Here is a 21,531-nt window from a genome sequence, read left to right as displayed (position 1 = left end):
CGCAACGACGATTTTCTTTTGTTTCTTTTCTTTGTAAAAAGAAAAGATAGAGAAGAATGTTTATGCCACTTTTTTAGAAAAAGTAGCACAAAAAGCGGCCTTTCGCGAATCGCTCATCCCTCCCGGCTTTATGCCTCCGGGATGGCTTACAAGGAGCGCTCAAGGCCAATTCTTCATTTGATTGGATGCGCTTCGACGGGGCGAAGCTGATATGTAGTGTGACGTGTGTACTGTGGGTTTTTACGCAGAATTTATACTTATGGATTATCCTTGTCTGAAAAAAGGATACATTCATGCACCGTCTGCTGCTGACCGCTCTTGTTCCCCTCTCCCTGCTGGCCGTTTCGCTGCCCGAAAAAGCCCTCTACCTCGAAGGCAGTAGCGACAAAGGCATCATTCTCGCGCACGGCAAGGGGATGCACCCCGATTTCAAAGTCGTCGGGCCGTTGAGAAGGGCGCTGAACGAGGACCTGGAGTTCCATACCCTCTCGCTGCAGATGCCGACGAACCACGAGGATTACGAAGGGTACGAGGCGGAACAGCCGCGTGTGGACGCCATGATCGACAGGGCCATCGTCTACCTGAAAGAGCACGGGGTGAAGACGATCTACTTTATGGGGCACTCGCTGGGGGCGGGGATGACCTCGAGCTACCTCGTTTCGCATCCCGAAGCATCCGTGGAAGGCTACATCGCCGTGGGGTGCCGCGGCAACGGCAGCAAGGTCGTCTCCTGCAACGACAATATGCCGAAGATCAGAGTGAACGTGCTGGACGTCTGGGGCAGAGCGAACGGGGAGGACGAAGGGTTTGCCGCGACGCGGGCCAAACTTGTCGGACCCACCTACAAACAGTACGGCATCGACGGTGCGAACCATGTGCTCGACGGCGCCGAGGGGTTCTTTGTCGATGAAGTCGAGACGTGGCTGGAAGCACAGGAAACGGAATGATTTTATTGTGAAGGAGTAAGGCAGGCCCGGCGCAGTGCGCCGGGGGATTAATAGATCCCCGACTTGCCCGGCGCCAGGATCCCCTTGGGGTCGAGGGCGCGTTTGATTTTCTGGAAGACGTTGTGGATCTCCGGGCCGTACGTCTCGGCGACGAGGTCCATAAACCCGCTGCTGGTGCGGTAGACGCCGTAGCCCTGGGCGGCAAACTCCCGGACCAGCTCCGCGTAACAGTCATGGGCGCGCTGCATCTCCTCGGGATCGTTGCGGTTATAGAGCAGGTCGACGATATGGTGCATGTCCCGCCACCCCACGATAAACTCGGCGACGTAGTCGAATTCGTATTTGTTCAGGATCTTTTTGGCCAGGGCGGACTGGTTCAGCGTATGTTTGCCCTCGGCAGGCGCCACCGGTGCGAACCACATGCTGCCCCCGCCGCCGCGCCAGTTGTAGAGGCCGAACTCCTGGAGGGTCATGTAGCCCCGCATCAGGTCGGCGCGGTATGTGAAGATGGGGTCGTCCCCCATCTCGGCCGCGGTCAGGAAGGCGACATTTTTGAAGTTGGCGGAGACGGCCGACTGGATGATCTTCCAGTTGAGCTCGTTGGCCTCTTCGGTCCCGTACAGCCCCGCATAGACGTTCCACGTCCCCATGCCGGTATCTTTTTTGATCTTTTCGATCTCCGCGTCGGTAATGGCGCGGTTCCCCTCGACATAGTCCGCGCGGCTGACGACGCCGGCCGCCTCGTAGAGCGTGCTGGCGATGGTAAAGGCGTTGGGGATGATGTTGGCGATGCGCAGCGGGCGCAGGACCTCCACGATCTTCTCGACGTCCTCGACCTTGTCGAAGGTGATGCAGAAGGGTTTGTACGCCGGCGGCTCGGGCATCAGCCACATCCCCATTTTCGTACAGATGCCGTAGTTGCTCTGCGTAAAGATGCCGTCGAGGTAGGGGCCGTAGCCCCATTTGAAGACGCCCCAGCTCGTGGAGTTTTCGATCCCGCCCATCCCGGTCCGGAACTCCGAGCCGTCGGCCAGGACGATCTCCATGCCGCACTGCATCATAAAGTGTTCGCCGTAGGGCGTATAGCCGACGCCGCGGTCCATCGTGTTGCCCAGGGGGCTGGCGATGGCGCTGGGCGCCGGGCACGAGAGCCACAGTTTGTACCCTTTTTCATGGATGTAGTCGAAGAGCTGCTGGTAGGTGACGCCCGGCTCGACGATGGCGTAGCACAGATCGGGGTTCACCTCGATGATGCGGTTCATCTTGTGCAGGTCGAGGATGACCGCCCCGCGCTGCGCGGGCGCGGCGGTACCGTACCCCATGTTCTTGCCCGTCGAGAAGGTCCAGAGCGGGATGACGTATTTGTCGCACACCTTGACGATCTCCACGACCTGCTCTTTGGTTGACGCCTGGACGGCGAGCGCCGGCATATGCTCTTCGATGGGCACGGCCATCATGATCTTCTCGTAGGGGAGCATCTCCTCGTCGCCGATGAGCACGTTCTCCTTGCCCACGATTTTGACAAACGCCTTGATGGCTTTCTGCATCGTTTCATGCGAAACGTTTTTCGGCATGGCCGTCAGTTTTTTACTCATGTAATCTTCCTTATGCTTTGAATACGAATGAGACAAATGCGTTCTGCGCGAAATGTCCGGTGGTAAAGTCGTGTCGTTTGGCGACGGCCGCCGCATTGAGCCCGACGACGGTGTGGTAGGCCGAGACCGCCATGCCGTACCGGTCGGTCGGGACCGTATCGATATGATCGAAAACCTTTTTCATCGTCGTGGCGGAGAGGGTCGATTCCGTATGGTTCATCCCCGATGCGGAGGGCATATGGGTGATCTCGGAAACGAAAGAGACCCGCGCCGGCATGGCCGCCTGCTGCAGCAGGGCGTAATCGCTCGGCGCCACCAGGCCGCAGAACGTCGCTCCTTTGTTTTCGGCGATGGCCGCGGCAAGCAGGCGGAAGTTTGCCAGCCTGTCGCTGCCCAGCCGGATGAGGTCGCCCGCATCCGGGGCGCCCGCATAGCCGGTTTCGTCGGCACAGGCGGAAACGACGGTGATGAGTTTGCCGCCTTCGCTGCCCCCGGCGCCCGCTGCGGCGAGCGGGGTGGAGAGCGCCGCCGCGGCCGCGGCCAGCGCGGCGTGTTTCATGAAAGCTCTACGATACATCGCCGCGCCTCACTTTGCCGTGGGATCGGCAATCGTGCCGTCGGCCAGGCTCGTCGCCAGATCCATCAGCGTCGCGTCGTCTATTTCCGATTTCCGGAAGGCGGGCATGGCGTTGCTGCCGTGTCTCACCGTCTGGAAAATCCCTTCCGCTCTCGCTTTTACACCCGTGGCGTCGTCCATTTTGGTAAAAATGGAGTGCGGTGCGGTTTTCAGCGTATGGCAGTGCGCGCATACTTTTTGAAATGCCTCTTTCCCGTCCGCAAACTTGTATGGCTTGCCAAGTTCGACCGCGAACATGGAACTGCCAGCAAACAGAAGCGTAATAGCCAATCGTGTCATATGACCCCCTATTTTGATGTGTTCAGCCGGAAATATAGGGAAAAAAAATCGCATAAAAATCGCAACGGGAAATTTGTTTGTTTCCCCGCCGAGCACTTGACATCCTGTGCGGAATGTGGGGTAGAATATCGCTTCACATCATGCATGCAAGGTTGGTTTTGAACCGCACTCATCTTGAATTTTCCGATCGGAACAAAGCGAAGCTCCAGGCCGCAGGGTTTGCTTTCGCCGGTGTCATCGGGGTCGCGATCGTTGACAGGATTTCGATCGGCCTGACGCAGATCAAAGCGGATACCTATGGTCTCCCTTTCCTGATCGGCGTCCTTTTTTTCCTGTTAAGCGCCACGTTTCTCTACTCTTTGCTGCGCAAAACGGCCATGGTCGCCGAAAAGGCACAGGCGACGCTGGCGGCCTGCCAGCGCGAGGAGAAAGAGGAGCTCCAGCTCTTCAACTTTGCCCTGGACAACAGCGCGGACGCCATCTACTGGTTCACCTTCGACACCCGATTTTTCTATGTCAACGACGCCGCCTGCAAGATGCTGGGGTATTCGAAAGAGGAGCTGCTGCAGAAGAAACTGTGCGAGATCGATCCCAACAGCAATCTCAACAGCAGGGCGTTTCTCGAAGAGATCAAAGCGCGCGGCTTCGTCTGCTTCGAGAGCATCCAGATCCGCAAGGACGGCAGCCGCTTCCCCGCGTCGGTATCGACGAACTATTTTTGCAACGGGACGCACGAGTTCGTCTGCGCGTTCGGCCGGGACATCACCGAGCAGAAAGCAAAAGAGAAGATCATCATCGAACAGAACAGCGCGCTGAAGCACTCCCTGGAGGAGAAGGAGGCCCTGATCAAGGAGATCCACCACAGGGTGAAGAACAACCTTGAAGTCATCTCCTCGCTGCTGCAGATGCAGAACCGCCGTGAAACGGATCGGCATGTCAAAGAGGCGCTCTCCAAGAGCCAAAGCCGTATTTTCGCCATTGCGCTCGTCCATGAAATGCTCTACAAGAACTCCGGGCTTGCGACGATCGACATGAAACAGCACCTCGAGCGCCTCTCCGGGGCGATGATGGAGCTTTACGACCCGAGTGGACACATCGCCGTGCATGTCGAAGCGGAAAACGTCAGCCTCTCGATGGACAACGCCGTGCTGGTTGCCCTGATCGTGCATGAGCTTTTTCTCAATGCGATCAAACATGCTTTCAAAGGGGCCGGCCGCGGAGAGATCCGCATCTTCATCCGTCATGCGGAGGACGGTAGCATCCATTTCGGCGTACGCGACAACGGCGTCGGCTTTGACCCGAAAACGACGGACATGACCAATACCCTGGGGTGCCAGCTGATCAACTCCATCACTGAGTTCCAGCTCAACGGAACGATCGAGGTCGTCAACGACAACGGCTTCTGCTGCACCATCCGTTTCACCCCCAGCGAGCAGGGAAGCAAATGAAGCCGGGCATCATGATCGTCGAAGATGAGAGCATCATCGCCCTGAATATCAAGGAGATCCTGCTGATGCAGGGGTATGAGGTGACGGGGATCGCCCCGGACAGCGCAAGCGCATTCGCCCTCCTGGAGCGCAGGAAGCCGGACCTGATCCTGATGGACATCACGCTTAAAAACCGTGAAGACGGCATTGAACTGGCCCGGAACATTACGGCGGATCTGGAGATCCCCATCGTCTTCCTGACGGCGAACGACAAAGAGAGAACGATCGAGCGGGCGATCGACATCACGCCGTACGGCTACATCCTCAAGCCGTTCAAAGAAGCGGTGCTGAAAACGACGATCGAGATCGCTTTGAAGAATTTTGCGGCCAACCGGAATCTCTCGACGACAATCGATACGATCAACCATGAGTACACCACCATCCAGAACCGGCTCCTGCTGGAAGAGAATGCGAAAAGCCATTTTGTCAGGTTGAAGTACGGCTATCTCTACGATACGCAGGAGGATGTGCTGCTGCTGTCGGGAAAAGAGGTGCCGCTGAACGATAAAGAGAAGAAGTTCATGCGACTCGTGGTGAAAAATTTCGGCAAAGTCGTCAGTGTCGAACAGATCGAAAATTATGTCTGGGACGGGGAACTGGTCGGGGAGGGGGCCCTGCGTTCCTTGATCTTTCGTATTCGGCAGAAGATTCCCAAGGACCTCATTACCTGCTACTCCAAAATCGGCTACAAGGTCACCCTCGGGTGAGAGGGGCGCCCAAAGCGCGGAGAATCCGGCCTAGTTGTACCCGATGATGGGGTCGTCCTCTTTGGCGGCGTAGTTGTCGGAAACGAATTTCCAGTTAACGAGCTTCCACCAGTTTTCCAGGTAGGCTGCGCGGTTGTTGCGCTGGTCGATGTAGTAGGCGTGTTCCCAGACGTCGCAGACGAGCAGCGGTTTAAGGCCGTCTTTCACGGGCGTTTCGGCATTGCTGTACTTCTTGATGGCGAGGCTGCCGTCCTGAACGACCAGCCAGCACCATCCCGAACCGAAGAGGCTTGCGGCGGCGTTGAGGAAGGCGTCTTTGAAGTCCTCCATGGAGCCGTGGTCGTGCTCGATCTTGTCCATGAGCACGCTGGAAGGAGAGGTCTTCTCCGTGCTCAGGCCGTACCAGTAGAAATCATGGTTGAAGACCTGCGCGGCATTGTTGAACGTCGGCCCCTTGGATTTGCGGATGATCTCCAGCAGTGACGCGTTTTCGTACTTACCGCCCGCGATCAGCCCGTTCAGGTTGTTGACGTAGCCCTGGTGGTGCTTGCCGTAGTGGTACTGGATCGTCTCCGCGGAGATCATCGGTTCAAGTGCCGCCTCTTCAAAAGGCAGTTTCATCAGTTCGAATGCCATTACTTTTGCTCCTTGTTGCATGGAAGTTCTTCTGTGTTTGTTGCATAAGCGCTTTTAATGTGCAAAAACGAATCCCACCGCACGGCCTGGCGTCTTTTCGTGTAATAAGAATGCCGGCATGGAACCGGTAATTCCTTTCATACACGCTTGCTTCCTTTGAATATTTCAGGTATAATTAAGGCATTGAAAGATGATCTAGAGTTTCATCTTGGTTTGTGATTATTGAAGACTTCCTCAGTATTTTCTATGCCTCGTTTTACTCCGCATTATATTTTGACAACACTCCAACAAGAAGGTTTTGCAATGGCAGATCTTAAACACGGAACCGTTAAATGGTTCAACAGCGAAAAAGGTTTTGGGTTTATCGCCCCTAAAGAAGGCGGCGACGACGTATTTGTACACTTCCGCCAGGTCAACAGAAGCGGCTACGGCCGTGTCGAACTCCAGGAAGGTCAGGAAGTGACTTACGAGATCGGCCAGGGGCAGAAAGGCCCGCAGGCGGAGAACGTTACCGCGCTGTAACTCCTTGCGGCGGAGCTTTCCGCCGTTTTAGGCGTTTGATTAAGAGAGCACTGCTCTCTTATAGAGCGACTTAAAGGACCCACGATGGACACGAAGGAAGAGACACTCAAGGCACTGAGTGAAGGCAAAGAGCTGACCAGTACCGTCACCGGTCTGAAGTACAAACTTATCGAGGGGCTCCTCCACTCCAGGGACAGTGAACGCGCCCAGTGGCAGCGCAGCGGTCTGGATTTTCACAACCCCATTTCCTGGCAGAACCTGCGGCACTGAATACCCACAGTACCGCCTTCCCCAGACACCCGCACTCCCGTACGAATACAATAAGGTTTTTAGAATGATGCAAGAAAGATATGAAGGGACGGTCATCTGGTACGATGCCGAAAACGGTTACGGCATTATCCGGCTCCGTGCCGAACACAAGACGGTCTCCATCGCGGAGTGCCAGATCCACCACCGCCGTTCCGAGGGCATCCGTGCGCTGCGTGTCGGCCACGATGTCTCTTTCGAGATCGTCGATACCGAAGCCCACAACCTCTACTTTCTCTAAGCTATTACGTTTCCCCAACCCCCGGCACGCACCGATCCTACGGCAGCAGTTCGTGCAGTGCGATGATGTAGAAGGGGACCTTTTCCCGCTGCGTCATGTCGGTAAACTGCTCGCAGGCGGCCTGGACGGCGGCGGCGATGACCATGTAGTACTCCTCGATGATGGAGTGGTCCAGCTCGAGGATGTCAGCGATCTCGTTGTAGGCCATCCGTTCGTCGTCCTCATCCATGTTGGGCGCCCAGGTTCGGTCAGGGTCGCGAAGGCAGACGTAGCCGTGATCGTCGATGAGGTAGTAGAGTTCGGCGATCTTCTCTTGGTCGAACCCGAGGATCTTTTTCTCGAAAAAAATCTCCTGTACTTCCTGCAGCGTAATGATCGTCCCTTTTGGCACATTGCCTCCTTTTTTGGTGCTTTCATTTACCGCTGAATGCAGGAAACGGGCGCGACATTTGGCGCCGGATGGCGTGCGGAAGAACAAAAAATGTAGGTCCGGGGAAAACCACAAAGGAACCGACTTATGATTTTCAACCATGAATTACCGGCGGAAGTACAACAAGCCATCCTCGCCATGGACCCGGGCGATGCCATCCCATTGGGAGTCGAAAACGATGAACCCATGATCCTTCTGCGCCTCAGCGACGGGGCGGAGGCGCTGCTCGACGCCCCCGAGCTGGAGTGCGACTTCAAGCCGACATTTCTGCTGATGCCCTTTGACGGCAAGACCATAGGGGTCTGTATTGTCCAGTTCCGTCTGAACAAAGACGACAACTACATCTTTACGACACACTACGACATTACCGACCCAAAAATGTACGAATCCCTGAAGGCATTGCTGAAAATGGACAAGTACAACGTCATTATTGCCACCGTCGCGAATCATACGGGGATGCCCGTCGAGACGAAATTCGTCAGAACGTTCGACCCCCTGGAGGTACTGGAGAAGACAAAGAGTGAGGCGCAGAATGAAGCCGGAGACGGCATGGCCTACCACATCTTCAACGGGATGATCGCGCAGATCGGCGACTACCCCACCGTCTGGCACACGCTCGAGGCGCTCGCCCCGGCGCGCAAAGAGTGGCTGCTGCAGGCGTAGACGAAGCGCCTAGCACTGCTTGGCGGCACGGATAAAGGCCCGCATCTTTTCGCGGTCCTTCTTACCCGGTTCGCGCTCGACCGCGGTGCTGACGTCGACGCCGTAAAAACCGTAGGGGAGGGCCTGTTCGACGTTTTCGGGCGTCAGGTTGCCCGAGAGGATAATCTTCGAGCAGTCCTTGCCCTCGAACCACGACAGGTCCAGGCTGCCGTCCGCTTTGAGCGTGTTCGCGCCGAAGACGTCGACGATGCGGTAGCGGTCGCCAAGGTAGCCGATGTCGGCCCCGCGCTGGGCGCGCACGACGCGCAGGTGCGGCGCGACGAGCGAACCGTACAAAGCGTCCGTCGCCTCGAAGTGGATCTGGGCGAGAGTGATGCCGCTGAGCGCGATCGCCTTGTTGATGTACTTGGCATCGCTGTCGACGAAGATGCCGACCTTCTCGACGAAGGGGGGCAGATGCTCGACAATCTTGAACGCCGCCTCGGGGGTGATGAAGCGCCGCGAGCCCTGGAAAAAGATAAAGTCGATGGCATCGGCGCCCTCTTCTACGGCGGCCAGCGCGTCCTCGAGATTGGTGATGCCGGTGATTTTTACACGCATCGATCCTCCTGTCATATATTAAAGATGGTGCGGCCTCCGACGCGTGCCGCAGACCCGTTGCCTCTCTATAATGCAATGCCCGTTCAAGCTGCCGTTCCCCGCTACTGTTTTCTAAGATGTCCTCCGCTAGAATCGGTGGAGATTATCAGAAGGAGCAGTAATGCAAATGCAAAAACCGTATCTGGAGACCATGCCCGACGCGAACGGCTTTTTCGGCAAGTTCGGCGGTGCGTTCATCCCGCCCCAGCTCGAGGAACCTTTCCGGGAGATCCGCGAGGCCTATGACAAACTCTCGAAATCCTACGAGTACCTGCATGAGCTGCGCAAGATCCGCAAGCACTACCAGGGGCGGCCGACCCCGGTCTACTATGCGAAGAACCTGAGCGAGTTCTGCGGCGGCGGGCAGATCTACCTCAAGCGCGAGGACCTCAACCACACCGGCGCGCACAAGCTCAACCACTGCATGGCCGAAGCGCTGCTGGCCAAGTACCTGGGCAAGAAGAAGCTCATCGCCGAGACCGGGGCGGGGCAGCACGGCGTGGCGTTGGCGACGGCGGCGGCGTACTTCGGGCTGGAGTGCGAGATCCACATGGGCGAGGTGGACATCGCCAAGGAGCACCCCAACGTCGTGCGGATGAAGATCCTCGGCGCCAAGGTCGTCCCGGCGACGCACGGGCTCAAGACGCTGAAAGAGGCGGTCGACTCCGCGTTCGAGGCCTACCTGGCCGATACGGAGACCCAGATGTTCGCCATCGGCTCTGTCGTGGGGCCGCACCCCTTCCCTCGGATGGTGCGCGACTTCCAGTCCGTCGTCGGCATCGAGGCCAAAGAGCAGTTCATGGAGATGACGGGCAAACTCCCCGACCATGCCGTGGCCTGTGTCGGCGGCGGTTCCAACGCGATGGGGCTCTTTTCGGGCTTCATCGATGACCCGGTGAAGCTGCACGGCGTCGAACCGATGGGCAAGGGTGACAAGCTCGGGGAACACGCCGCGACGCTCACCTACGGCGAAGAGGGGGTGATGCACGGCTTCAACTCCATCATGCTCAAAGACGCCGAGGGCAACCCGGCACCGGTGCACTCCATCGGTTCGGGCATCGACTACCCCTCCGTCGGGCCGGAACACGCCTACCTGCGCGAGATCGGGCGTACCATCGTCGGTACGGCGACGGACGACGAAGCCGTGGATGCCTTCTACAAACTCTCGCAGTACGAGGGGATCATCCCGGCGCTCGAATCGGCCCACGCCGTCGCCTATGCGATGAAGCTGGCGCGTTCCAACCCCAAAGACGCCATCCTCATCAACCTCAGCGGGCGCGGCGACAAGGACATCGACTACGTCATCGAGCACTACCCCATCCCGCCGAAGAGGTGAGGAGTGGCGGCATTTCGGCCGCCAAACACTTCACGCTTTTCCCGTCACTTTTAACAGCCAGAACCCACTTTTCTGCCATTTATACGATAAAAATTGTCCGTTGAGAATAAAAATTGTAGTGCGGCACTAAACGACGGTTTTGCCGCAACCGTCTCCCGGGAATTGTCCGGCCGGTTCGGGAGCCCCTTGGCGCTTTGGCGTTCGCTCGGACAGACCGTCCCGCCGCCCGAAAAGCGGCTGCTGAAAGCCTGGGAAGGTTCAAACACAAAAAGGAGTTCACCATGACACTGCAAGACCTGTTGCTCAAGCTCGCCCGCGCATCCATCGAAGAGAAATTCGGAAAACCTTTTCCCTACTCAAAAGAGATTCTGCTCGAGCAGTTCCCGCAGCTCTCGGAAGCGCGTGCGACGTTTGTGACCATCAACATCGACGGGGACTCCCTGCGCGGCTGTATCGGGTCGCTGCTGCCGCACAAGACGCTCTTCGACGACGTCGTCTACAACGCCCAGGCCGCGGCCTTCAGCGACCGGCGCTTCTTCCCGCTGAGCGAAAGCGAGTACCCCTATTGCAGCATCGAGATCTCCATTCTGACCCTGCCCGAGGAGGTGGAGTACGGCGATACGGAGGAGCTCAAAGCGAAACTACGGCCCGGCATCGACGGGGTGATCCTGCAGCAGGGCAGACACAGCGCGACCTTCCTGCCGCAGGTGTGGGAGGAGTTCCCTTCGTTTGACCAGTTTTTCGGCCAGCTCGGCGTCAAGGCGGGGATCAGGGGGTTTGCGCTCGACGAACACCCTGCCATCTTTATCTACCAGGTCGAGCGGTTCGCAGACGTCGCGCCGGAGGAGGAGTACGAGGTGGCAACCGACACCCCTTTCCCCACCCCTCAGGCTGCAGAGGCGGGCTTTTACGGCGCCCTGGAACGCGGGGACCTGGAGGCGATGCTCTCGGTGTGGGCCGATGACGAGGCGGTCGTCTGCATTCACCCCGGCGGCGAACGCCTGCAGGGCAGGGAGGCGGTAGCCGGGAGCTGGCGCGCGATGCTGGCGGGGCAGCAGGGTGTCCATTTCGAGCTCGAAGAGGTACAGACGACGCGCGAGGGGACAATAAGCATCCACAGCCTCAGAGAGTGTGTCTACGTCGACGGCCAGCTGGCCGGGATGGCCCTGGCGACGAACGTCTACCGGCAGACGCCGGAGGGGTGGCGCCTCTTCATGCACCACACCTCCCCCGACCCCAAGGTCATGGGGACGAGCGCGGTGGTCATGCACTGAGCGGCGCGGCTGCGTCGTGTATCAGGCGACGAATTCGGTGATGTTCATCCGGTAGAGGAAGACGCCGTCGATGACCTGGCCCAGGATCTCTTCGTTGGTGAAGCTGATGCCCAGGATCTCATCGCCGGTATTGACGACGGAATCGAGCAGTTCGAGGATGGGGGCGTTCTCCTGTGCCAGGCCGATATCGGTCATGTTCAGCCCTGGCAGCTGCTCCCGGTTCGACGCGTAGAGCGCACCGACCGTTTCATTGAATTTCGCGTCGTCGTCGTTGATACCTTTGACATGCCCAAACAGCAGGATCCACTCATCGAGCTCCGGGTTGTAGATCCAGAATGCGGCTTTGGGTTTGCGCCCGCTGTCGTCGAGAAGCTCTACAAACGTTTTGCCGCTCTCCATCATGGTCTGGGTTAATGCTTTCATCGGATTCCTTTGGTACTTTTTCCCGCCTTATGCACTTTACGGTCCAAACGCGGTGCGGGGTTGTTCATTCGCGGCGAATTACTGTAAAATCCGCTAAATGCTCTAAAGGCCCACAATCATGCAAGCTTTCGGAAAATTCGCCACCGAACACGACCTGGAATACCTCGTCGAACACTACCTCTATTTCAACGCGCCGGACGAGGAGCTCTCTGCCCTCGATCTGCCGCAGCTGCTCAAGAAGAAGAACAAAACCGTCGCGGGGACGCTCTTCCTCTACAACCCGGCCATGGCCCCGGCGGGGTACAACACCGACAAACCGCTCGCCGAACAGGGGTACGAATTTGACGGCCGCTACACGGCGCTGCAGTTCAACAAGCTGATGGACATCTTTCAGTCCCGCATCCACGGCTTCGAGGGCAAACTGATCGAGGTGAAGTACCTCTTCAACTACAACCGCCCCGACATCGAACCGACTATGGTGCTGGAGACCTTCAACGAGGACATCGAGAAACTTCCCTCCTTCCAGCAGACCCGTTTCAGCCGTGAACTCAACTACCATGATGTCAAGAACATCCGCCTCAGCGGCAAGTTTGTCTTTTTCGCCTGGGGGAACCGCTTCGACCGTCACCACCCCAACATCCTCGCCTACGCCAAGTCGATCTTCGAGCAGAGCGAAAAGATCGGGAAGGCACGGGCCTACATCTACGACCCGGGCCTGCGGCAGCAGATGAGCGAGGAGGGGGTGCGCTTCTTACACCCCGTCGCCGCCGGGAAACTCAAGACCAAAGTCACCGAGGCGATCGCCCGGGCCTTCGGTACGAACCCGCCGCTCCCGACACCGTACGAGGTATAATCAAGGGTACTCATACTTCGCTCATAGTGGGGGCGTACCATTTGAGTATCCCACCTCTATAAGGAGCACGTCATGAAAAAGGTAATGACAGTAGCCGCAGCGGTATCGCTGCTGGCGGCAACGGCGCTGTTGGCGCAGGGCCAGGGCAGTACGACGATGCAGAAGTCCCAGTCGCAGATGCAGACGCAGCAGATGCAGATGAAGCAGAACCGCATGATGATCCAGAACCAGACCTATCTGCAGACGCAGGACCGTACGAAAGATCAGCTCCAGGATCAGACCAAAGACCAGGACAAGGATCAGACGCGCGACCGTCTGCAGGACAGGGTGGATGAACCCGATCAGGACCGTCTGCAAGACCGGCTGCAGGACCGGGTCGATGAGCCCGCCCAGGATCGTGACAGGGACCGCATCCACGTCGACGACGAGTAATCAATTCGGGTGAACCTTCGCCCGTTTCCCTTCCTCCTCAGTGATCCGCCCCGAGCCGGGGCCGGGTTATGATTCCGCTTTCTCTTTTACCGCACGTTCAAACGGATGATCACCGTCTTCGATGAGGGCATCATCGACGATGACCATGTTCCGGCCCGATGATTTTGCCTCGTAGAGGGCCTTGTCGCTGCGTGCGACGGTGTTTTTGAGGTTGTCGCCGTCGCGGTAGATGGTCACGCCGAAGCTTGCCGTGATCTGTCCGACCTCGTCGAACGTCGCTTTTTCGATACGCTCGCGTACCCCCTCCGCAATGGCCGTAAGGCTGTGCAGGCTGTCGACCATCATCAGCAGCAGGAACTCCTCCCCGCCCCAGCGGATGATGAAGTCCTCCTGACGGATGGCATGGCGGATGATGCTGACGAACATTTTGAGGACCTCGTCGCCCCGGTTATGGCCGTAGGTGTCGTTGATCCGCTTGAAGTGGTCGAGGTCGACCATGATAACACCCAGCAGTTTCTGCTGCGCGTTGGCCGAGTGGCAGAGTTTGTGGAAGGAGGCATCGAGGAATTCGCGGTTGTAGGCGCGGGTCAGTTTGTCCCGTGATGCCCGTTGTTCCAGCTCCCGCTGGTTCAGGATGGTCAGGCTGATGTCGGTGAAGACGACGATGTAGCGGTGGCCGGGAATGGGGTTGACGCTGACGGTATAGACGCGCGGGGTTCCTTCGCGGTCGAGCATCTTGACGATCCGGCGCGTCGCCGGGGTCTCCATCAGCGTTTTGACCCACTGCTTGCCCTCGGGGACCTTGCCGAGGTGGAAAAAGCGCTCGTCTTCGATGAAGAGGTCACAGATGCAATCATGTTCCTCGCGGAACTGTTCGAGCGAATCGTAGTTGAACGACTCGTAGAAGAAGCGGTTGGCGAACTTCAGCACATGGCCGTCGGTCAGGATGACGACGTTCTTTTGGAGGTCGATGAGCGACTGCAGCTGGCGTTTGTCGATTTCGATTGCGTTGCGCTGCAGGTTGGCACGGTAAAGCAGGTAGAAGAGCAGGGCCAGGAGCGCGATGATGACAAAGGCCATGATCTTGTACTGGTTGAAGCGGGTCTGGAGGTCCTCGTGCTTGCGGTCGATGATGAGGTAGGCCACGGTCTTGTGCGAAATCGCATTGACGACGGGCACGAAGGTGATGGCATGGAGGGTTTGCTCATCGAATTCGAAGAAATTGAAAGCGTTCCCCCTCGCCAGGGCACTGTCCAGTGAGCCGTTCTCCCGGATATGGTTGCGGATCAGTGCCGCCGTTTCGGGGGTATGGTTCGGCCCCAGCGCCTTTTCGTGCATGTAGTCGCCGAACAGCTCCGAAGGGGCGTAATAGTTCTGTTCGTCGGGGAAGACCTTCGATTTGACGGTGTCAGCGAGGATGATAAAGTGGGCATCGGCATGGATGTCGTCACGGATGCGTTCGAGAATGGTCTGCATGGCGATGGAGAGTTCGACGCTGCCGAGGTAATTGTTTCCGTCAAAGAGGGGATAGACAAAGCGGTAGCCGTTGAAGATGCGCCCCTCCTCGAAGCCGGACACGGGCTTGTGCGTCCGGTTGACATAGGCGACGCTGTCCCGCACCCCGGTCAGGTCGTCCCCGAAGCGCTCGGGGCGGTGAAAGCGCAGAAAGCTTTCGTTGTTGCTCAGATGGAAGTGCATCTGCTTGAGGTGGTAGAGACTGATGTTCCGGTAAACGGGGAGCAGCAGGCTGTAGAGCTGTTTGCGGATCGCGGCACGTTCCGCTTCCGATGCGTCCGGTACCCTTTTGTAGAGGTCGATGACGTCTTTGACATTGATGCGGTTATAGTAGATGATGTCGGCCTGGGACTGGAACCCGCGGATGATGCTGCGGTAGGTCGAGACCGTCAGCTCCTTTTCCGCGGCAAGATGCCCCTTGACGCGGTCGGTCAGAATGTCATTGCTGAAGATGAGGATCAAGACGGCACTCAACACAAAAAATATCAGATATTTCAGTGCCGGTTCAAAATGCAGTTTTTTGTGATAGATGTTCATAATTGCAGTATATAAAAGTGATTATTAATTTTTTCCTTCATGCGCAGGCCGGCGTTTGCCGTTACCTGCCGATATCGAACACCCTGAGCACGAGTTTGTACAGCAGGAACAAAAAGAGCAGCGGGAAGACGACCGTCTGGAAGACGAAGGCGATGATAAGCCGGACGATGCGGTCGCCGGCCGCATTGGCCTCGGCCTTGTAGTGCTCAACCTGCTCGGTATAGTACGACGTACTGAAAACACTGTAGGAACTCTTTTTGAACTGTTCGATATCGTCCGCAATCGCCGTGACCCCCCGGTCGAGTTCGACAATATTGTATTCGGGCTGGACAAATTGGGTGTAGACGAGGTCGTTCGCGATGGCCATGAGCGGTACGCTGAAGCGCAGGAAGACCATGATGACCGTGATCTTGAAAAAGAGGGTCCGGGATTTCTCGTCGCGCGTGAAGCGGAAAAAAAGCCAGAGGTTGTAGGCGATGACAAGGAAGAGCAGCAGGTAGTTGAAAAAGGCGTCCGTCACGATATTCATGAAGATGGTCTGGATTCCCAGGGAGGTGATACTGGCGAGCATGATCCAGGAGAAGCGTTCGATGAGGTCGTTGACGGGGTCGAGCACTTCGCCGACGGCAAGAGTGACGCCGGGCGGCCCGACCTCGGTACCCTGCACGACGGAGATGACGGCGTTAAGCGCCTTGGCCGTGCCGAAGACGACGAGGGCCTGCTTGAAGGCATCGTCCACGACCGTGCGGCCGGATTTGTCGAGGGTCCCGGCAAAGGAGAGGGCCAGGATCAGCAACGAGAGCGCGACGATAAGCAGCCGGTTCCAGTGGCGGCGGAGAAAGGAAGCAGATACGGTCTCGGGCATGACGGCTCCTTGGGTGATGCCATATCTTAGCGAAAAGCGCAGCGTATCCCTCACACTCCGCTCACCCTCCTGTTCTACAATTTCCGCATCCCAACGAAAAAAAGGACACAGGATGAAAAAGACAATGATTGCAATGACGGCAGCGGCACTGGTCGCTTCAACGGCGGCGATGGCACAGCAGGGGCCGGGTGCAGGTGCAGGTGCCGGTACGGCGACGATGCAGCGCAGCGCGGCGATGATGCAGCAGCAGATGCAGAGCCAGATGCGCTACCAGCACCAGATCCAGAACATGACGCAGGCAAAATACCAGCACCAGCACCAAAACGGTGTCGAGGAGACGGTCACGGAGCCGGAAGTCGTCGAGACGACCGACACGGTCACGGAGTAACCCCTCCGTACGCCGGGTATGCCCGGCATCTGCTTACCCTTTCCCCCCTTTAACTGATAACCGCTCCCAACAACCCTCCGCAGGTACACATATTGCATATCGCCCTACAAGAAAAATCAATAGCGTAAAGCAGGCGGATGAGCAGCTTTGCTGACTATGAAAATCCAAAAGAAGGATGACATTATGGCAATGGTAAACCGCGCAAAGATCAAAGAACTGTTGAACGAGAGTGCCTGTTCGCACAGCAAGGACAAAAAACCCGGCGAGGGGTGCGACAAGCCCAAACCGGGAATGGCGGCCGGCGGCTGTGCCTTCGACGGCGCACAGATCTCGCTCTTTCCCTATGCGGACGCCGTCCACCTGGTGCACGGCCCGCAGACCTGTCTCGGCGCCTCGTGGGAGACCCGGGAGAGCCTCAGCTCCTACAAGGGGCGCAACCATACTTTTATGGGCTTCACGACGGGGATCACGACGAACGACGTCATCTTCGGCGGCGACAAGCGCCTGGAAGACTCCATCGACTACGTCATGGAACACTACAAGCCCGAGGCGATCTTCGTCTACTCCACCTGTGTCACGGCGCTGGTGGGCGACGACATCGACATGACCTGCAAACTCGGCAGCCAGAAGCACGGCGTGCCGGTCGTCCCGGTGCATGCGCCGGGCTTCGTCGGCGGTAAGAACCTCGGTTCGCGCCTGGCGGGCGAAGCGGTGCTCGAGCACCTGATCGGGACCAAAGAGCCCGAATTCACGACCAAGTACGACATCAACCTGATCGGCGACTACAACGTCACGGGCGACATGTGGCAGTACCTGCCGATGTTCGAAAAACTCGGCATCCGCGTGCTCGCCTCCATGAGCGGAGACGGCCGCGTCGGCGATATCCGCACGGCACACCGCGCCAAGCTCAACGTCATCGTCTGTGCGAAATCGCTCGTGACGCTGGTGCGCAAGATGAACGAGAAGTGGGATATCCCCTGGGTCTCCGTCTCCTTCTACGGCAAGCGCGATACGACCTTTGCGATCCGCGAGATCGTCAAGGCGCTGGGCGACCCGGAACTGATCGAGAGGGCCGAACGCCTCATCGACGAGGAGGAGGCGAAACTCGACCTGGCGCTCGAGCCGTACCGCCGTCTCTTCAAGGGCAAAAAAGCGGTCCTCAACACCGGGGGGAACAAGGCGTGGTCCATCGCCTCGGGCCTGCAGGACCTCGGCATCGAGGTCGTCGCGACCTCCATCAAAAAGTCAACGGCGGACGACATTGAAAAAGCCCGCGAGTATCTGGGGGAAGACGGGGTCCTGATGGACAAACCGGCCGCCCAGCAGTCCAAGGTTATCGACGAAAGAGGGGCCCATATCCTCCTCGCCGGGGGGCGCAGCCTCTATACGGCGATCAAGAAGAAGATCTCCTTTATCGACGTCAACCAGGAGAAGAAGACTTCCTACGGCGGTTACAACGGTCTCATCAACCTCGCCGAGGACCTCAAGGCCGCCTTCGCCAACCCCGTTTTCGCCAATGTTTCGGCAAAGGCCCCCTGGGAAGTCGGCTAGTCCGAAAACACGGACCGGAACGGCACTGCCGTCCGGCATCATCGGCATCTGCCGCCTCTCTTTACACATCTAATTACAATTATTTTATTTAACTATACATGTTTCCCGAAAGCTGTTATAATCGTGATAAAAAGGTTAAGGGCAGAAGGGAATGATGCGATGAGACATTTTGACACGCTTGTCAGAAAGCATTACTATATTTACGAACGATACGGGGTCGATGCGACCTTCGCGCTGCTCTATCACGCCCGCCCCCTTGACGTGGAGGAACTGGGCAATTTCGTACGCCTCTCCGACCACCTGCATCAGATTGACGACAACCACTACATCATCATCTTTACCTTCACAGACTACAGCGGCGCCTACAAAGCCTGCCAGAACCTGCTCTGCCGTCTTGACGACCACTTCCGCGATACCGAAAGCCGTGTGGCGCTCGACAGCTTCGATACGACACTCCACTCGGGGATGGTGCTGAACCGTCTCCAGCGGATCATGGACGAGGTGCGCAAGCGCCCCCGTGTCCGCATCGACAACGAAACGATCCTCGACGGCCGTATGTAAACGGCATTTTTATCCTTTTATCGGGCAGTGAGAAGCGCGGCTACGCCGCGATCCCGGCGAGGGCTTTGAGGCCTTTGGGGGTCAGGTAGGGGCGCATCGCCCCCTGGACGTGCTGAAACATCCCTTCAAGATGGTACTCGTCCAGGGGGTTGCCCAGGGTCTCGAGGAAGGGGATCCAGAACTGCGTCGCGAGCAGGGTCGTGTCGGCCAGATGCTCCAGGACGTTGTCATAAGGGACCTGCAAATAGCCGTTGTCAACGAGACCGGCGAGCACCATGACGATGCGCCCGCGGTGGGCGAGGTTGTCGCGGATATAGCGGGCCTTGAGTTCCGGGTCGCGCGAAAGCAGAAAGAGCAGCTCGCGGTGGAAAAAACGGTACGTCCAGTAGACGTGCGCCAGGTGCGACATGTGCGCATGGAGCGCCTCGATGGAGTCGGGCCGCTCCTGCGGTTCCAGCTCCGTCTGCGCCTGCATCTCTTCGTAGAGCCGCAGAATGATCGCCTCGCGGTTTTTGTAATGATAGTGGAGGTTGCCGGGGCTCATCCCCAGCGCCGCGGCGATATGGTTCGTCGTCGCGGCCTGGGTATTGCCTTCGTTGAAGAGCTTCAGCGCCCCCGCAAGAATCTTCTTTTTCGTTCCCATGACGGCATTATAGCGGTTTGGCGATCCCCTCGAGCTCGATCGTCAGTTTCACGTCGTCGCCGACGGCAACCCCGCCCGCTTCGAGGACCTGGTTATAGGTCAGCCCGAAATCGCTGCGCTTGATCTTGCCCTCCAGAAGGACACTGCTGCGCGTCATCCCCCAGGGGTCCTTGATGGTCCCGGAGACTTCCGCATCAAAGGTGACGCTGCGGGTAACACCGTGCAGCGTCAGCTCCCCGGTGATCGACTCCCCGTCAAACTTCGTCATCGTAAACGTAATGTCCGGATACTTCGCCGCATCGAAAAAATCGGCGCTTTTGAGGTGGTCGTCGCGCTTGACGATCCCCGTATCGACGCTGGCGGTCTTGACGCTGCCCGTAAAGGATTTGAGGACATTGCCCTCCAGGTCGTAACTGCCGCTGAAGTCGGCAAAGTGGCCGTTGACGTTGCTGATCATCATGTGGCGCACCTTGAAGCCCACGGTGGAGTGGGTCGGATCGACGTCGTACACGGCGCCGAAGAGCAGGGAAGACGAGAGGGAGATCGCCGCAGCGGTTCCCAGAATGCGTGTGGAAAGTTTCATTTCGAATCCTTTTAGTGTAAATACTCTAGAACTTTACTCCTTTTTTCGAAACATGTCAAGAGTAATTACACTAATTTGATAATTTCTATCGAAAAAGGCCTGCAAGAACGCGAAATGCAGATGTCCTCCTATATTAAGGAGGTGCCATGTCTCACGAAGCCGACTTCGAACTGAACAGGAAAGAGCACAAACCGCTGCAGGTCAACCCCATCAAACATTCGCAGCCCATGGGGGCGGCCCTGGCGTTTATGGGCATCCGCAACTGCCTGCCGCTGATGCACGCCTCGCAGGGGTGCGCGTCCTACACCAAAGTCTTCTATACCAAGCACTTCAATGAACCGATTCCCATGTACAACACCTCGGTCAGCGACATTACCGCGGTGCTCGACGGCGGGGACTACTCCATTCTGCTGGCCATCGAAAACATCACCAAGAAGAACAAGGGGATGAAACCCGAGATCATCGGGCTGCATACGACGGGGCTGACGGAGACGAAAGGCGACGACGTGCGCGGCGTGGGGATGCATATCGAGATCCCCTACTGCTACGTCAACACACCCGACTTCGAAGGGGGCATGGAGAGCGGCTGGGCCCTCACCGTGAAGGCACTGATCGACCAGCATACCGCACCGGCGACGGAGTGCAAGCCGAACAAACTCGTGCTGATGCCGCATGTCGGCATCCAGCCCGGCGAGATCGAGAAGATCAAGGCGATGTGCGAGGATTTCGGTTTCGAGACCCTGGCAATGCCGGACCTCTCCACCTCCCTGGACGGTTTCCTCAGCGAGGGGCAGGGCAAGCTGGCGACGGGATCGATCGGCATCGATGATATCGTGGCGCTTGGCGACACGGAGACCGTCATCACGATCGGACACTCCATGAAGGTCGGCGCGGAGGCGCTTCAGAAGAAGAACCCCGCCGTGCGCCACGTGCACTTCGACCACCTCATGGGGCTGGAAAATAACGACAATTTTGTCGCGGAACTGATGAAGATCCGCCAGATCGATCCCCCGCCACTCGTCAAGCGCTGGCGCGGCCGCCTGCAGGACGTTATGCTCGACAGCCACTTCCTGGTCGGATCGGCCCGCTACGTCATCACGGGCGAGCCGGATGCGTGCATCGGCATCTGCGAACTGCTGCAAAGTGTCGGCGGGACGATCGATACGGTCGTGGCAACGACGTACAGCCCGGTGCTGGAGAAAATCACGGCCGAGCATGTCTTCGTCGGGGACCTCGAAGACGCGGCCGCGCACTTCAAAGACGCCGATCTGGTGATCAGCAACTTCCATGCGGAACGATTATTGCATATGGATGACAAATGCCATGCCGGATTGATGCTGCGCGGCTTCCCGAATTACGAGGAGCTCGGCAACCAGCTCAAGAGTGACCAGCTCTACGAAGGGAGCTGTTTCTTCCTCTTTGAAGCGGCGAATACGTTGCGGCATGTCATGCACGGTGAACACTAAATCTGAATTGAAGGG

At 57.8% G+C, this 21,531-nt stretch carries 26 protein-coding genes; 15 read left to right on the top strand and 11 right to left on the bottom strand.

The features are described from left to right. Positions 1–293: 293 nt before the first annotated feature. The gene (locus WCX49_RS07825) at positions 294–947 is read left to right on the top strand and encodes a DUF3530 family protein (RefSeq protein ID WP_345984541.1); all 654 of its coding nucleotides are present in this window, start codon (positions 294–296) and stop codon (positions 945–947) included. A gap of 47 nt (positions 948–994) precedes the next feature. On the opposite strand, the gene WCX49_RS07820 is transcribed toward WCX49_RS07825, so the two are convergent. From WCX49_RS07820 to WCX49_RS07810, 3 genes are read right to left on the bottom strand one after another with little or no spacing between them, the layout of a single operon-like run. Beyond that, on the bottom strand, positions 995–2,542 hold the full coding sequence (locus tag WCX49_RS07820; RefSeq protein ID WP_345984540.1) for an FAD-binding oxidoreductase: 1,548 nt from the start codon (positions 2,540–2,542) through the stop codon (positions 995–997). 10 nt (positions 2,543–2,552) lie between these two features. Continuing rightward, positions 2,553–3,119, bottom strand: a complete 567-nt coding sequence (locus tag WCX49_RS07815; RefSeq protein ID WP_345984539.1) for a hypothetical protein — start codon at positions 3,117–3,119, stop codon at positions 2,553–2,555. 9 nt (positions 3,120–3,128) lie between these two features. Next, positions 3,129–3,458 carry a cytochrome c gene (locus WCX49_RS07810; protein WP_345984538.1) on the bottom strand — a complete coding sequence of 110 codons (330 nt, stop codon included), beginning with the start codon at positions 3,456–3,458 and terminating at the stop codon, positions 3,129–3,131. A 158-nt stretch (positions 3,459–3,616) separates the two neighbouring features. Here WCX49_RS07810 and WCX49_RS07805 point away from each other — a divergent pair, with 158 nt between their 5' ends. Both WCX49_RS07805 and WCX49_RS07800 read left to right on the top strand, forming a co-directional pair. Further along, on the top strand, positions 3,617–4,906 hold the full coding sequence (locus tag WCX49_RS07805) for a histidine kinase dimerization/phosphoacceptor domain -containing protein (protein ID WP_345984537.1): 1,290 nt from the start codon (positions 3,617–3,619) through the stop codon (positions 4,904–4,906). Then, a complete protein-coding gene (locus tag WCX49_RS07800; RefSeq protein ID WP_345984536.1) occupies positions 4,903–5,652 on the top strand; it encodes a response regulator in 750 nt (249 codons plus the stop codon). Before WCX49_RS07805 ends, WCX49_RS07800 begins: the two co-directional genes overlap by 4 nt. A gap of 30 nt (positions 5,653–5,682) precedes the next feature. On the opposite strand, the gene WCX49_RS07795 is transcribed toward WCX49_RS07800, so the two are convergent. After that, positions 5,683–6,288, bottom strand: a complete 606-nt coding sequence (locus WCX49_RS07795) for a superoxide dismutase (RefSeq protein ID WP_345984535.1) — start codon at positions 6,286–6,288, stop codon at positions 5,683–5,685. A gap of 303 nt (positions 6,289–6,591) precedes the next feature. Here WCX49_RS07795 and WCX49_RS07790 point away from each other — a divergent pair, with 303 nt between their 5' ends. From WCX49_RS07790 to WCX49_RS07780, 3 genes are all read left to right on the top strand, one after another. Further along, positions 6,592–6,810: a cold-shock protein gene (locus WCX49_RS07790; RefSeq protein ID WP_345984534.1), complete on the top strand. Its 219-nt coding sequence runs from the start codon at positions 6,592–6,594 to the stop codon at positions 6,808–6,810. Positions 6,811–6,894: 84 nt separating this feature from the next. Then, on the top strand, positions 6,895–7,080 hold the full coding sequence (locus tag WCX49_RS07785; RefSeq protein WP_345984533.1) for a hypothetical protein: 186 nt from the start codon (positions 6,895–6,897) through the stop codon (positions 7,078–7,080). A 64-nt stretch (positions 7,081–7,144) separates the two neighbouring features. Further along, positions 7,145–7,357, top strand: a complete 213-nt coding sequence (locus WCX49_RS07780) for a hypothetical protein (RefSeq protein ID WP_345984532.1) — start codon at positions 7,145–7,147, stop codon at positions 7,355–7,357. Positions 7,358–7,394: 37 nt separating this feature from the next. On the opposite strand, the gene WCX49_RS07775 is transcribed toward WCX49_RS07780, so the two are convergent. Next, complete coding sequence (locus WCX49_RS07775; protein ID WP_345984531.1) at positions 7,395–7,748, bottom strand: hypothetical protein; 354 nt, start codon at positions 7,746–7,748, stop codon at positions 7,395–7,397. Between the two features lie 126 nt (positions 7,749–7,874). Between WCX49_RS07775 and WCX49_RS07770 the strand changes: the two genes are divergently transcribed. Continuing rightward, the gene (locus WCX49_RS07770; protein ID WP_345984530.1) at positions 7,875–8,450 is read left to right on the top strand and encodes a hypothetical protein; all 576 of its coding nucleotides are present in this window, start codon (positions 7,875–7,877) and stop codon (positions 8,448–8,450) included. Between the two features lie 9 nt (positions 8,451–8,459). On the opposite strand, the gene WCX49_RS07765 is transcribed toward WCX49_RS07770, so the two are convergent. Next, positions 8,460–9,050, bottom strand: a complete 591-nt coding sequence (locus tag WCX49_RS07765) for a phosphoribosylanthranilate isomerase (protein ID WP_345984529.1) — start codon at positions 9,048–9,050, stop codon at positions 8,460–8,462. Between the two features lie 166 nt (positions 9,051–9,216). Between WCX49_RS07765 and trpB the strand changes: the two genes are divergently transcribed. Together trpB and amrA are read left to right on the top strand one after the other, a co-directional pair. Then, complete coding sequence (trpB, locus tag WCX49_RS07760) at positions 9,217–10,425, top strand: tryptophan synthase subunit beta (RefSeq protein WP_345984528.1); 1,209 nt, start codon at positions 9,217–9,219, stop codon at positions 10,423–10,425. Between the two features lie 281 nt (positions 10,426–10,706). Continuing rightward, complete coding sequence (gene amrA, locus WCX49_RS07755; RefSeq protein ID WP_345984527.1) at positions 10,707–11,699, top strand: AmmeMemoRadiSam system protein A; 993 nt, start codon at positions 10,707–10,709, stop codon at positions 11,697–11,699. A gap of 21 nt (positions 11,700–11,720) precedes the next feature. Here the strand turns inward: amrA and WCX49_RS07750 are convergent, their stop codons facing one another. Further along, positions 11,721–12,122 carry a hypothetical protein gene (locus tag WCX49_RS07750; protein WP_345984526.1) on the bottom strand — a complete coding sequence of 134 codons (402 nt, stop codon included), beginning with the start codon at positions 12,120–12,122 and terminating at the stop codon, positions 11,721–11,723. 118 nt (positions 12,123–12,240) lie between these two features. On the opposite strand from WCX49_RS07750, the gene WCX49_RS07745 reads away from it, so the two are divergent. Continuing rightward, positions 12,241–12,975 (top strand): hypothetical protein, encoded by a 735-nt coding sequence (locus tag WCX49_RS07745; RefSeq protein WP_345984525.1) that lies wholly within the window; start codon positions 12,241–12,243, stop codon positions 12,973–12,975. A 72-nt stretch (positions 12,976–13,047) separates the two neighbouring features. After that, positions 13,048–13,407: a hypothetical protein gene (locus tag WCX49_RS07740; RefSeq protein WP_345984524.1), complete on the top strand. Its 360-nt coding sequence runs from the start codon at positions 13,048–13,050 to the stop codon at positions 13,405–13,407. 66 nt (positions 13,408–13,473) lie between these two features. Here WCX49_RS07740 and WCX49_RS07735 read toward each other — a convergent pair whose 3' ends face one another. Continuing rightward, positions 13,474–15,459, bottom strand: coding sequence for a diguanylate cyclase (locus tag WCX49_RS07735; protein WP_345984523.1), 1,986 nt, complete (start codon positions 15,457–15,459; stop codon positions 13,474–13,476). Positions 15,460–15,520: 61 nt separating this feature from the next. Continuing rightward, positions 15,521–16,324, bottom strand: a complete 804-nt coding sequence (locus WCX49_RS07730) for a hypothetical protein (protein WP_345984522.1) — start codon at positions 16,322–16,324, stop codon at positions 15,521–15,523. Between the two features lie 112 nt (positions 16,325–16,436). On the opposite strand from WCX49_RS07730, the gene WCX49_RS07725 reads away from it, so the two are divergent. The 3 genes from WCX49_RS07725 to WCX49_RS07715 all read left to right on the top strand — a co-directional run bounded on the left by WCX49_RS07725 (position 16,437) and on the right by WCX49_RS07715 (position 18,824). Further along, the gene (locus WCX49_RS07725) at positions 16,437–16,712 is read left to right on the top strand and encodes a hypothetical protein (protein ID WP_345984521.1); all 276 of its coding nucleotides are present in this window, start codon (positions 16,437–16,439) and stop codon (positions 16,710–16,712) included. Positions 16,713–16,895: 183 nt separating this feature from the next. After that, positions 16,896–18,263: a nitrogenase iron-molybdenum cofactor biosynthesis protein NifE gene (nifE, locus tag WCX49_RS07720; RefSeq protein ID WP_345984520.1), complete on the top strand. Its 1,368-nt coding sequence runs from the start codon at positions 16,896–16,898 to the stop codon at positions 18,261–18,263. 159 nt (positions 18,264–18,422) lie between these two features. After that, on the top strand, positions 18,423–18,824 hold the full coding sequence (locus WCX49_RS07715) for a hypothetical protein (RefSeq protein WP_345984519.1): 402 nt from the start codon (positions 18,423–18,425) through the stop codon (positions 18,822–18,824). Between the two features lie 40 nt (positions 18,825–18,864). Here the strand turns inward: WCX49_RS07715 and WCX49_RS07710 are convergent, their stop codons facing one another. Both WCX49_RS07710 and WCX49_RS07705 read right to left on the bottom strand, forming a co-directional pair. After that, positions 18,865–19,467: a TetR/AcrR family transcriptional regulator gene (locus WCX49_RS07710; RefSeq protein WP_345984518.1), complete on the bottom strand. Its 603-nt coding sequence runs from the start codon at positions 19,465–19,467 to the stop codon at positions 18,865–18,867. Between the two features lie 7 nt (positions 19,468–19,474). Then, the gene (locus WCX49_RS07705; protein ID WP_345984517.1) at positions 19,475–20,050 is read right to left on the bottom strand and encodes a YceI family protein; all 576 of its coding nucleotides are present in this window, start codon (positions 20,048–20,050) and stop codon (positions 19,475–19,477) included. Positions 20,051–20,196: 146 nt separating this feature from the next. Between WCX49_RS07705 and nifN the strand changes: the two genes are divergently transcribed. Continuing rightward, positions 20,197–21,516 carry a nitrogenase iron-molybdenum cofactor biosynthesis protein NifN gene (nifN, locus tag WCX49_RS07700; RefSeq protein ID WP_345984516.1) on the top strand — a complete coding sequence of 440 codons (1,320 nt, stop codon included), beginning with the start codon at positions 20,197–20,199 and terminating at the stop codon, positions 21,514–21,516. The last annotated feature ends 15 nt before the right edge of the window (positions 21,517–21,531 follow it).

The sequence above is a fragment of the Sulfurimonas sp. HSL-1656 genome, from assembly GCF_039645585.1.
Taxonomy (GTDB): domain Bacteria; phylum Campylobacterota; class Campylobacteria; order Campylobacterales; family Sulfurimonadaceae; genus Thiomicrolovo; species Thiomicrolovo subterrani.
The sequence above is the reverse complement of the archived record's forward strand: the minus strand, read 5'-3'. Positions and strand labels throughout refer to the sequence as shown.